At 57.9% G+C, this 12,186-nt stretch carries 8 protein-coding genes; 7 read left to right on the forward strand and 1 reads right to left on the reverse strand.

Annotated elements, in window-relative coordinates; genetic code table 11:
- Positions 1-65: 65 nt before the first annotated feature.
- On the reverse strand, positions 66-1,250 hold the full coding sequence (gene fabV, locus ACQCLF_RS01165) for an enoyl-ACP reductase FabV (protein WP_426984390.1): 1,185 nt from the start codon (positions 1,248-1,250) through the stop codon (positions 66-68).
- A gap of 114 nt (positions 1,251-1,364) precedes the next feature.
- On the opposite strand from fabV, the gene ACQCLF_RS01170 reads away from it, so the two are divergent.
- From ACQCLF_RS01170 to ACQCLF_RS01200, 7 genes are all read left to right on the forward strand, one after another.
- A complete protein-coding gene (locus ACQCLF_RS01170) occupies positions 1,365-1,772 on the forward strand; it encodes an MAPEG family protein (RefSeq protein ID WP_426984391.1) in 408 nt (135 codons plus the stop codon).
- An 84-nt stretch (positions 1,773-1,856) separates the two neighbouring features.
- Complete coding sequence (ydiJ, locus tag ACQCLF_RS01175; RefSeq protein WP_426984392.1) at positions 1,857-4,904, forward strand: D-2-hydroxyglutarate dehydrogenase YdiJ; 3,048 nt, start codon at positions 1,857-1,859, stop codon at positions 4,902-4,904.
- A gap of 13 nt (positions 4,905-4,917) precedes the next feature.
- Positions 4,918-5,910: an LLM class flavin-dependent oxidoreductase gene (locus ACQCLF_RS01180; protein WP_426984393.1), complete on the forward strand. Its 993-nt coding sequence runs from the start codon at positions 4,918-4,920 to the stop codon at positions 5,908-5,910.
- 142 nt (positions 5,911-6,052) lie between these two features.
- On the forward strand, positions 6,053-7,228 hold the full coding sequence (locus ACQCLF_RS01185; protein ID WP_426984394.1) for a hypothetical protein: 1,176 nt from the start codon (positions 6,053-6,055) through the stop codon (positions 7,226-7,228).
- A gap of 349 nt (positions 7,229-7,577) precedes the next feature.
- Complete coding sequence (locus ACQCLF_RS01190; RefSeq protein ID WP_426984396.1) at positions 7,578-8,138, forward strand: hypothetical protein; 561 nt, start codon at positions 7,578-7,580, stop codon at positions 8,136-8,138.
- A gap of 90 nt (positions 8,139-8,228) precedes the next feature.
- Entirely contained in the window at positions 8,229-9,332 is a 1,104-nt protein-coding gene (locus ACQCLF_RS01195; RefSeq protein ID WP_426984398.1) for a phosphoribosylaminoimidazolesuccinocarboxamide synthase, read from the forward strand.
- 16 nt (positions 9,333-9,348) lie between these two features.
- Positions 9,349-12,141 (forward strand): DUF349 domain-containing protein, encoded by a 2,793-nt coding sequence (locus ACQCLF_RS01200; RefSeq protein WP_426984399.1) that lies wholly within the window; start codon positions 9,349-9,351, stop codon positions 12,139-12,141.
- Positions 12,142-12,186 lie beyond the last annotated feature (45 nt).

Raw genomic sequence — 12,186 nt, forward strand, 5'->3', positions numbered from 1 at the left:
AGCGGCAGGGGTACGGAGAGAGGGAGACGGGAACGATGCCCCGCCCCAAACCTCTTCACCAGTGGTTAAAAAGGCGCTTTAACCAAGGGGCTGATATCGGCCTCGTAGTCCACACCGGGGACCCCAAAGCCAAACAGCCTCAGGAAGCCGTCGTTGTACCCTTTGTAGTCGGTCAGCTCGAACAGGTTTTCCTCGGTCACCTGAGGCCAGACTTCCTCGACCTTGGCCTGCACCGCCGGGTCCAGCTCCAACTCGTCGACGCGGAAACGGCCATCACTGTCCAGGCGCGGGTTAGCGCTGAACAGACACTCCACGAACAAACGTTGCAGCTGCTCAATGCAGTCTTCGTGGGTACCTTGCGCTTTCATCACCTTGAACAAAATAGACATGTACAGCGGCATGACCGGAATCGCCGAGCTGGCCTGCGTGACGACCGCCTTGAGCACCGCCACACGCGCCTGACCGTTCAAGCCGGAGAGCTTGTCATCAATCGCTTTGGCAGCGCGGTCCAGATCTTCTTTGGCCTTGCCAATCGTGGCTTTGCCATAAATCGGCCAAGTGAGTTTGTCACCCAAATAGGTGTAGGCCGTGGTCTGGCACCCTTCAGCGAGCACACCCGCCTCGCTCAGCGCATCCATCCACCACTCCCAGTCTTCACCGCCCATCACTTTGACGGTATTGCGAATTTCTTCTTCGTTGGCTGGCTCAACCGTCGACTCGGTAATTTTCAGAGTGTCGGTGTTCAACCCTTTGGAGGTGTAAGCCTGACCGATAGGCTTCAACACCGAGTTATAGGTCTCGCCGGTTTTCGGGTCGGTGCGACGCGGAGAGGCCAGGCTGTAAACCACGAGGTCAACGGTGCCGAGATCTTTTTTGATCTGTTCAACGGTTTGCGCTTTGATTTCATCGGAAAACGCATCGCCATTGATCGTATGAGCGTACAACCCTTCCGACTCGGCAAACTCGTGGAACGCGGCGGTGTTGTAGTAGCCCGCTGAGGCAGTGCGCTTCTCGGTCGGCGGCTTTTCGAAACACACGCCCAGCGTTTTCGCACCGGCACCAAACGCGGCGGTAATTCGCGAGGCCAGTCCATAGCCGGTAGAGCAGCCGATCACGAGCACATTTTTGGGGCCATTGTTGATGTCGCCCTGAGCCTTCGTGTAATCAATCTGCTCACGCACATTGGCGGCACAGCCGGCGGGGTGGGCATTGGTGCAGATAAAACCACGTACTTTGGGTTTGATAATCATAAATGTCCTACTATTGTCCTGTCGCAATCATGATGTTCAACCGCCCCCAACGCCGCTCAGCGGGGCGAAAAGGCACTATTGTATCAGTAGAACAGACGATACGGAGAAAAACGTATGTTGCAACCCATGCTGACCTTGATGCTTTGGACCCTGCTTGTCGCCCTGTACCTGCTGGCTCTGCGAGTGAGGTCAGTCCGGCGGGGAGAGGTGTCACTGGGCTATTTCCGCCTCAACAGCGGTCCCAGCGCCCCGTCAGACCGAGCGCTGGCGGCCGCCCGGCACTACGACAACCTCTTTCAGGTGCCTGTCCTTTTCTATCTGGCCTGTGTGACGACGCTCGCTCTGGGGTTGAATGGCCCCATCGCCCTGGCCTGGGGATTTGTGGTTTTGCGCGTCATTCACGGCCTCATCCACCTCAGCTACAACAACGTTCGCCATCGCTTCGCGGCGTTTATGGCCGCCAATCTCCTGCTGATCGCCATCTGGGCGTCTATTGCCCTACAGTTGGGAAGTCGTGGATGAGGGGCATTGGAGGAAGGGCGTTGGAGAAAGCCCGCCAAACCCGTAAAATACCGGTCCCACACCCAAGAGCTGTACATTCGACGCATGATACCGAGTATCCGCCATACCTCCCCGGTCCAGAGCCGCTACCTCGCCTTTATCGAGGCACTCAAAGACTCCGGATTCGAGGGAGACCTGAGCCCCGACTACGCCAACCGCACCGTCCTGGCCACCGACAACTCCATTTATCAGGTGTTGCCTCAAGGAGTCGTCTACCCGAAAACCGTCGACGACCTGATTCGCCTGGCTCGACTGAGCGGCCAGCCGGGCTACAGCGATCTGGTGATCAGCCCTCGCGGCGGCGGCACCGGCACCAACGGTCAGTCCCTGACCGACGGTCTCGTAGTGGATACCTCCAAATACATGAACCAGATTCTCGAAATCAACATCGAGGAACGCTGGGCTCGTGTGCAGTGTGGTGTCGTTAAAGACCAGTTAAACACCGCCCTCAAACCCCACGGGTTGTTTTTTGCACCGGACCTGTCCACCAGTAACCGGGCCACCATTGGCGGCATGATCAATACCGATGCGTCCGGACAGGGCTCCTGTCGCTACGGCAAAACCCGCGATCACGTCCTGGCGCTGCGCACCGTGCTCCTCGACGGCACCGACTGGATCTCACAACCGGTCGACGATGCCGGGCTGCACGACATCTGTCAGCGCGATGACCGGGTCGGTGAGGTACATCGCACCCTGAACCGCATCCACACCGACCACGCCGCACTGATCGATGCCAAGTTCCCACGGCTCAACCGCTGCCTGACCGGTTATGATTTCGCGCACGTGCGCACCCCGGACGGCCGGTTCGACCTGAACAGCGTACTGTGCGGCAGTGAGGGCACGCTGGGCTTTATCGCCGAGGCCAAGCTGAACCTGCTGCCCATTCCCAAGGTGTCGGCGCTGGTCACGGTCAACTATCGGGACTTCAACGCAGCACTGCGCGATGCCACCGAATTAATGAAGTCCGAGCCCACATCCATCGAGACGGTGGATTCCAAGGTTCTTAACCTGGCGATGAACGATATCGTCTGGCACAGCGTTTCGGAATTTTTTCCGCCGTCGGACACCGGCGAGTCTATTCAGGGCATCAATCTGGTGGAGTTCACCGCCGATGACGAGGACTCCTTAAACACCGCTGTCCAGCGACTCACCCACCAGTTGGACGCGGAAGCCTCCGATTCGCCTGGGAGGTTGGGCTACAGTCTCGCCTGGGGTTCAGCATCCGTGGCAAAAATCTGGGGCATGCGCAAAAAAGCAGTGGGGTTGCTGGGCAACGCCGAAGGCGAGGCGCGCCCGATTCCCTTTGTGGAAGATACCGCTGTACCGCCGGAAAACCTGGCCGATTTTATTGCCGAGTTTCGGCAGGTGCTGGACGAGCGCGGCATGACATACGGCATGTTTGGCCACGTGGATGCGGGCGTTTTGCATGTGCGCCCGGCCATCGATATGAAAGACCCCGAGCAGGCCGCCCTGATTCGCCCCATCACCGACCAAGTGGTCGCGCTGGTACGCAAATACAAGGGTCTGCTGTGGGGCGAGCACGGCAAAGGCGTGCGTTCCGAATACGCTCCGGAATTCTTCGGCGAACTCTACCCGCAATTGCAACGACTAAAAGCCGCGTTTGACCCGCGCAATCAATTAAACCCCGGCAAAATCGCCACGCCAACCGCCGAGCTGGAGCTGTTGAGAATCGATGGGGTTACCACGCGTGGGGAACAGGATCGGAAAATTCCCGTACAGGTGTGGGAAGGCTACAGCGACGGTATGCACTGTAACGGCAATGGCCTGTGTCACAACTGGAATCCCAACGATGCCATGTGTCCTTCCTGGAAAGGGACACGCAAGCGCACACACACTCCGAAGGGACGCGCGTCACTGGTCCGAGAGTGGCTGAAACAATTAAGTGAGCGTGACGTCAATCCGCTGGAGGAAGCCGAAGCCGTCCGACAACAATCGTTCTTGTTGAGTTTCCCTGCACGCTTAAAAAACACGCTGGGCAAAAAGCGCGGGGATTACGACTTCTCCCATGAAGTCCACGACTCCATGATGGGATGCCTGGCCTGCAAATCCTGCACCGGACAATGTCCTATTAAAGTGGATGTACCCAGCTTCCGCAGCAAATTTCTGGAGCTGTATTACAGCCGTTATTTGCGACCGCTAAAGGATTATTTTATTGGTGGTCTGGAATTTATGATGCCGACTCTGGCGCGCGCGCCGTGGCTTTACAACGGCCTGATGAAACCCCGACTGATGCAAGCGATCATCGCCCGGTTAGCCGGAATGGTGGACAGCCCGCTGCTTACCGGCATTTCCCTGGATAACGCCTTGCAGGAACGCCGCATCCGTTACGCCAGCCCGGCCAATATCGATGCGCTGAGTCAGGAACAGCGGGAAAAAGCCGTTATCGTCGTACAGGACGCGTTCACCAGCTACTTTGAAACGCAGTTGGTGCTGGACACCCTCGACCTGCTCACCAAGCTGGGCTTCACCCCACTGCTCGCGCCTTTCAAGCCCAATGGCAAACCGCTGCACGTCCACGGCTTTCTCGGCCCCTTTGCCAAGGCGGCCGTGAAGAACGCCAACCACCTCAACGCGCTGGCGCGCAGCGGCATTCCTCTGGTAGGGCTCGAACCGTCCATGACGCTCGCCTACCGCAGCGAATACCGCAAAGTCCTCGGACAAGAAGCGCCCGAGGTGGCACTGGTGCAGGAGTGGCTCTCTCAGCAGACGGCTACCCTTGAAGCACGGACCGACTTGTTCCGCCCTGGCGATTTTTCTCTGCTCGCTCACTGTACCGAAAAAACCAATGCCGCCGGGTCCATCAAACAGTGGCAAACGGTGTTCCAAACGTTAGGGCAAACGCTGAATGTGATCGACACGGGTTGTTGCGGGATGGCAGGCACTTACGGACATGAAGCCAGCAATGTGGATACCTCGAAAACGATTTATGGCCTCTCCTGGGCCGAGGTGGTAGCGAACCCCGCGCACGAGGGAAAACTGACGGCGACGGGTTATTCCTGTCGTTCACAGGTTAAGCGTATTGATGATGTAACCATTCCACATCCGTTACAGGTGTTGCTGACCCAGATGTGAAGGAGACCGATGTATGCTGCTCCAAGACAAGAAATTCTCCCTGCTCGAACTCGCCTCTGTCCGAGAGGACGAGACCATCACCGATACACTGCGTCACAGTTTGTGCTACGCCCAGCGAGCCGATGAGCTCGGTTTTGAGCGCTTCTGGCTCGCCGAACACCACAACATGGAAGGCATCGCCAGCGCCGCCACTTCGGTGCTGATTGGACATATTGCCAGCGGCACCAAACGCATCAAAGTCGGCTCCGGCGGTATCATGCTGCCCAACCACCCACCGCTGGTAATCGCTGAACAATTCGGCACCCTCGCCTGCCTGTATCCGGGGCGTATCGAACTCGGCCTGGGACGCGCCCCCGGCACCGACGCCATCACCATGCGAGCGCTGCGTCGCGACATGCGCGCCGCCGATGATTTCCCTCAGGAAGTCGGGCTGTTACAACAACTGCTGGCGCCCCTAAAGCCCGGCCAGAAGCTCAAAGCCATTCCCGGCGCGGGTACCGAAGTGCCCATCTGGCTACTGGGCTCCAGCCTGTTCAGTGCCCAATTGGCTGCACAACGTGGACTGCCTTATGCGTTCGCCGGCCACTTCGCACCACGGCTGGTACGCGAAGCACTGCACATCTATCGCGAGAGTTTCCAGCCCTCTGAAACCCTAAACAAACCCTATGCCATGCTCGGCCTTCCCCTCATTGCCGCCGACACAGACCGGGAGGCACGCCACCTGGCCACCACCAGCCACCAGCGCATCCTCTCTTTGCTGCGTGGCAACCCCTTGTGGCTGAAACCACCCGTGGACGATATGACCCCGCTGTGGTCACCGGAGGAAGAAGCGGCCGTTAAAGACTTCCTGGGCCTGGCGGTTGTCGGTGGACCCGACACCGTTCGCGAACAATTGGAAACCGTGTGCCGGGAATTACCGGTGGATGAGTTTATGTTTACCATCGATATTTACGACCCCGCTCACCGCAGCCAGGCGCTGGAGATTCTGGCCGCGCTGCGCACGTAGCGCAATTAACCCGCCGCCAGGAGCGAAGCCCCCAACCGTGGGCTGTGACAGATTTCACAACCCACGGTTAACGGCGTAGCCCTTCACAAACCTTCGGGTTTACAATTCGTGGCTACACCAACGGATCGCAAAAGGACTGGATATGGACATCACTCACTCATCCCAATACCCGCTCATTGCTGGTCAACATGCAGGCAAGAAAGTTCGCTGCACACCGAACATCAAGCCCGCGTACGATAAACTTCACGCCCATCAACACAAGAACCACTGGGCGAGAATTGCCATTAAAGAGCTAACGGCTCTGAGCAGCGGACTCTCCGAGAAAACCAATATTTACGTCAAACCCACCGACCAGTGTCGGTATGACGGCTCGTTTTATGTCTTCCTGCCCGGGCTGAAAGCCACACTGGAACGGCGGCCAAACGATGAGTATATTTTGGTGGATCTTGCGCTGGATGCGATGTATTTCGACGCGACAAGCCAAAATGACACCAAGATGGGACTTTACAGGGTTGAAGCCGATCTCGATAACTGGCAAACCTCACTCGTTGAAAACGGCCATGTTTTAGCCAAAGACAACCGAACAGTCTCAATATCAGACTCCGGCTACAGCTCCGCCCAAAAAGCGGCCAATAAAATCATGCCTTCTATCGTTAAAGCGCTGGGCTTGGCCGCCATTGATATCAAAGAAGGCGGATGCGATCTACACTTCACCCCTGGCCACCATCGACAAGGGGGGCTGCTCAGGTACAATGCCGTTGGTCAAACCAACACCTACGGCTCAGCGGTACTACTCGCGAAAAGCATGGGGGACGCCCAATCTCTCACAGGGATCAAATGGGTCGCCGACCGTGGCGGTTCCAGCGTATTAACCCAAGCCATGCGAATGCTTGCGGATAAAGGCGTAACACTTAACGGTCACACCATCTATCTGGATCATGCCACCACGTCGCCAGGGGACGCAGTGCGACTGGCTCATCAGTTGGATTTGAACTTGGGTAAAAAGGCCGCCAATACAGGATGGAGCCCTGTCGGCGCCTTCAGCCAAGCTCGAGTGGCCTCTGAGCGGCTGGCTCATAAAAGAGACTCTTATGATCGCCATTACCACACCAACGTCTGGATCAATGGCATCACCCGTGCAGCTGCCGTGACTGGCTTGGCAGGCATGGGCGCTGCGAGCCTCGGCGCATCCATCCCTGTGGTGGCAAGCATTGCCACAATTGTGACCGGAACCAGCGGCGTAGTGGGTGCATCCGGTACAGCGTACAGTATTGGTCAAAGCCTGAAGGAACGCATCACCCACCAATTCAAACGGTAGCAGCGGACATAACACCATGTGGAACTGCATCAAGTATTTACCTATTGAGTGGCGTAAACAGCAGATTGACTGCACACCTAAGGGGCCACCCTTCGGACGAAGGACACCGCTCATAGACTTACTCATCTCAGAGAGCCACTTGCGCTTCCGAGCACCCTCACACCGTCCGTCGTACAGAGAGATTCAGCAAAAGCGGATACTGCCTGATAGTAACGCTCTATCCGAGGGCGTTTTCAGAAACTATTCATCGGGTGTCATGGCCAACAATCACTGGGGAGCCGTTTGTCCGTTTTTTCGAGCCTGGACTTTTTGGGGTCCCTGGATGACCGGGGCAAAAGCCGAGCTGTTTATGAGCGTTAACATTGTGGGCCGCGAGAAAGATCACGCGCTCCCTGACGCGTCCTTTTTCCACCCCAGGGCATTTGAAACCCTATTGACCACTTACTTTAACGATCGGTTTGGTCATCGACAGTGGGACAACGGCGTTGCTCGCCATTGGGGACCCGCAGAGTGGCAAGTCCATGACCACCTTCCTGTGTTCAGTGCCAACTGCAAAATCTATAATCAAAACGCGAACGGCAGTAAAAGCTTGTCCCCCAGACAGCTACTTTTTTTCCCAATCACCAAAGAACATTTCGTCGAAATTTCGATGCGCCAGGACATCTACAGCCTGGATGAACACCTGAACCCCGCGTTCGACACGGCCCCCATACAGGCACTTCAAGACGCTATTCTGAACAGCGTAACGCTGGAGCTGAGCCCCGAGGCTCAAGCCGATTATCAGCAGGCCACGACAGAGGCCGGGAGCGCAACCCTGACCCGCCACTTCCCGCCGTTACGGTGGCCCACCACTGGCGAACTCTCCAGCCACCACTCCCGGATCCCTGGAGCAGCGATTCAACAAAGCTAAGGAAGACACCGCCCGCCGCAAATCTGCTATCATCCGGCGCTGAGGCGGCCTCGGCCGCGACCGCTTGTGACCAACCCGGAATTCGACGCTATGCCTATTGCCGATGCCGTACTGGCCGTCAATAATGATTTGCCCATTCGCACGCACAAACCCGTGCACAGCGGCAAGGTACGCTCGGTCTACTGGCTGACCGCCGCCGACAGCGCCCGGTTAATCCAGGAGAAAAACTACCCGGTCGCGCCGGATACACCGCTGGCCATCATGGTGATCAGCGACCGGATTTCCGCCTTCGAATGCCTGTGGAAAGGTGAAGGCGGCTTGGACGGTATTCCCGGTAAGGGCGCAGCGCTCAACGCCATTTCCAATCACTGGTTCCAGTGCTTCCGGGAAGCCGGTCTGGCCGACAGCCATATTCTCGATATCCCTCACCCACTGGTGTGGATTGTGCAGAAAGCCAACCCGGTGATGATAGAGGCCATCGGTCGCCAATACATTACGGGTTCCATGTGGCGCGCGTACGCCAAAGGCGAACGCGCGTTTTGCGGCATTACCCTGCCGGAGGGGCTGGAGCGCGACCAGAAGCTGCCCGAACTGCTGATTACACCGTCGACCAAAGGGGTTCTCAAAGGGCTCGAAGGCGTCCCGGAGGCCGATGATGTCAACGTCAGCCGCGCCGACCTTGAGCGCCATCATCAGGCGTTCGGTTTCCGTCGGCCAGAGGATATCGACGCCTACGAAACCCTGCTGCGCCAGGGCTTCAAGGTGATTTCCGATGCGCTGGCCAATGTCGACCAGATTTTTGTCGATACCAAATTCGAGTTTGGTTATGTCCGCGATACCGAGGGACAGGAAAAACTCATCTATATGGATGAAGTCGGCACACCCGATTCCTCCCGTATCTGGGATGGTGCCCACTACCGGACGGGCGAGGTCGTAGAGCAATCCAAAGAGGCGTTTCGCCAGGAGTTGCTACACTACTTCGACGACCCGGATGTTCTGCTGGACAAGTCCCGCATGGAAGAGCGCACCACCCTGGCAGAGAACACGGTGCTGCCTCGCGATATCATGCAACGTGTATCCGATACGTATATCGCACTGGCGGAAAAGATCACCGGGCGCCCGCTGCCTCGGCCAGAGCATCCGCGCGCCGAAATCATCGGAACCCTGCAGGAACAATACGACTTGATCGACTGAGCAGGCCTGGATTCTTATGTCACCATTGAAGCGTTTACTGGGCGGTCGTAACCGCCAACCGTCCCTGGAAGAACAGGTTCAGTCACTGGACGGCCGCACTGACACCGAGCTTGTGGCCCTGGCGCAGAGTGATGCTCAGGAGGCGCTACGTGAAGCCGTGGTGGCACGACTTTCCTACAGCCCCGCACTGCTCACCATCGCGACGGACGACACCGGCAACCACCGAATTCAGCAGGCGGCCCGCAAGCGTCTCGGTCAATTGCTGGAGGATGAAGCCCTCTCACTGGAAACGCTCGCCGCCGCCGTCAACGATGAAAAGGTATTACTGACCCTGAGCAGCTACTCCCTGCGTGCTGGCCAGGAAGTATTGGCCCGGCTCAGTGAGCCTGCCTTGCTGCTGGATGTGGCCGAGCACGGCGCCAGTATTCAGATTCGTCTCGCCGCCGCCGAAAAAATCACCACTCGCCCCGAGCTGGAACGACTGCAAAAAGCCGCCCAGGGTCGTGACAAAACCGTGTACAAACTGGCCAAACAGCGTCTCGAGGCTTTCAAAGCGGAGGACGCACAACAAGCGCAAGCCGAAGCTCAGGCACGGGTTATTTGTGACAAACTGGAACAGCTTCTTCGCCTGGAAAACGACCCGCTGTTCGACGCAAAACTCGCCAAACTGCAACAGGATTGGAGCGGCCTGCCGATCACCGCACCAGAGGCCATGGTCAACCGCTATCAACGCGCACTAGGGCTCTGGCAACAACAGTGCGATGCGCGCGCCGCCGAAACGGCGGAACTGGCAGCTCGGGATGAGGCCCAGGCCGCCCACCTCGCCGAGTCACACGCTCAGCTAAACGCCCTGGAAGCCGAATTGCAGCAGCAACGTTGGGCACTGTATCAAGCCACCACCGAGCAACTGAACCAGTCCGACTGGGACGTGCAGCTACAAACCCTTGGCGACGCCATTGCGGCCCTGCACCACACCATTCCGACCCACAAAGCGCTCGCCTCATTAGAGCAGGAACATCGGCATGTCACCGCCCTGTTGGCCCGTCTGAGAGAGCGCGGTAGCGTACCGCTTTGGGTCGAACGCTTGAACAGCGACGATCAGACACAGCGCGAACAGGCTCAACATGCTCTCAAACCTTTACTCAAAGGCGCAGGCCAGTGGCATGATGCTCCGGACACTATCCGCTCCGCGCTGGAAGCGTTGCGCAGCGCCGAAGAAATCGTGCGGGCCAACGAACGCCTCCGCCGCAAACAGGTGCGCGAACTTGAGGGGCTGACCCGCCAGGGTCTGAGTGCCGCCGGTCGTGGACAGGTACGTCGGGCGCGAGGGTTGCATCGAGCGACCGAAGAAAAACGCGCAGAGCTGGACCACCTCCCACCGCACCTGTCGAGTAAACTGGAAGAGCTGGACAACGCCATTGAACGCTTGAGCGACTGGCACGAGTTTGCCGTTACCCCAAAAAAAGAGGCACTGATTCGATCAATGCAGGCGTTGGAGCACAACGCCATGAATCCGGAGGAGCTGGCCCGCAAAATTCATCACTTGCAGGATGACTGGCGGGAAGTCAGCAAAGGTGTGCCCCACCACGATGAAGACCTTTGGCAACAATTTCAGGAAGCGTCTCACCGCGCGTTTGAGCCTTGCAAGGAATTCTTCGAAGCCCAATCTCGAGAGCGGGAACACAATCAGGCCAAACGCGATGAATTGATCGCTCAGGTCCGGCTGTACCTCGACAACTATCACTGGGACACGCCGGTATGGAAAGATGTCGAGCACACGCTCAAGCAGGCCCGTCGCGAATGGCGCGATGCGTGGCCAGTGCCGAGACAGGCGATCAAAGCCCAGGAGCAAACCTTCGAGCCATTGATGGACACCTTGCACGCCAAACTCAGCGAGGCCTACGATGCTCACCGTGCCACCAAGGAAGCATTGGTAGAACAGGCCAGAGTATTGAGCGAGCAGCAAGATCTGAGCAGCGCTATCGAAGGGGCCAAGCAGCTACAGGCCCAGTGGAAACAAGCGGGACAATGTCGTCCCCGAGAAGACCAGGCCCTGTGGAAGCAGTTCCGGCAACACTGCGACGCGATCTTCTCGCGGCGTCAGGAACAGTTTGCGGCGGCCGACGAAGCGCGCCAGGCCCAGGCGAAGGAAGCGGAAGCGTTGATTGAGCAGGCACAATCACTGGCGACCCGAGGCAGTGAATCGCCGGGAGAGCGCCGCACCCAAACCGAACAGCTAAAATCCGCGTTTCGCAACCTCAACAATCTACCCCGCAGTCAGGCTCCGGCACTGAACAGTGCGTTTCAAAAAGCGCTGAAGTCCATCGAGCAACAACAGCGCGCTGCCCGCACCGAACAGCAAGAGCGGGAACGGCAACAGTTGTTCAATGCCGCCGAGGCGATCCGTGCCCTGGAGTTGGCCACACTGGAAGGCGGTGATGCAACCGCCGCGAGGGAAGAAGCCGAGATCGCCATGGATGCCGTAGAACGTTGGCCAGCAGACGCCGAAGCCACTCTTCGGCATCGATTGGAAGAAGCGCAACGTTTATCTGCCTCGGCCATTTCCGACAACGAGGAAACCCTGCGCCGACTGTGCATCCGTGCCGAAATCCTCGCTGAACAGCCCACGCCCGAGGAAGACAAAGCCCGGCGCATGGCCTTCCAAATGGAACAACTACAGCAGGGGCTGGGCCAGTCCTCCGACGAACCGGCGGTATTGTTACGCGAATGGCTGTCAGTCAGCGCGGTGGCGGACCCGACATATACTCAGTTACTTTCTCGCTTTCAGGCCAGCCTGGAGCGCCGTTAACAATTGAGTTGTTACTCAGTGTTGCGTAATATTTCCGGCTATGAC

It is taken from the genome of Marinimicrobium sp. ARAG 43.8 (assembly GCF_050113635.1).
Lineage (GTDB): Bacteria > Pseudomonadota > Gammaproteobacteria > Pseudomonadales > Cellvibrionaceae > Marinimicrobium.

Coding starts and splice junctions, on each gene's coding strand:
- ACQCLF_RS01180 (WP_426984393.1), top strand. CDS start 4,918: ATGCTGCTCCAAGACAAGAAATTCTCCCTGCTCGAACTCGCCTCTGTC.
- ACQCLF_RS01170 (WP_426984391.1), top strand. CDS start 1,365: ATGTTGCAACCCATGCTGACCTTGATGCTTTGGACCCTGCTTGTCGCC.
- ydiJ (WP_426984392.1), top strand. CDS start 1,857: ATGATACCGAGTATCCGCCATACCTCCCCGGTCCAGAGCCGCTACCTC.
- ACQCLF_RS01185 (WP_426984394.1), top strand. CDS start 6,053: ATGGACATCACTCACTCATCCCAATACCCGCTCATTGCTGGTCAACAT.
- ACQCLF_RS01190 (WP_426984396.1), top strand. CDS start 7,578: ATGAGCGTTAACATTGTGGGCCGCGAGAAAGATCACGCGCTCCCTGAC.
- ACQCLF_RS01200 (WP_426984399.1), top strand. CDS start 9,349: ATGTCACCATTGAAGCGTTTACTGGGCGGTCGTAACCGCCAACCGTCC.
- fabV (WP_426984390.1), bottom strand. CDS start 1,250: ATGATTATCAAACCCAAAGTACGTGGTTTTATCTGCACCAATGCCCAC.
- ACQCLF_RS01195 (WP_426984398.1), top strand. CDS start 8,229: ATGCCTATTGCCGATGCCGTACTGGCCGTCAATAATGATTTGCCCATT.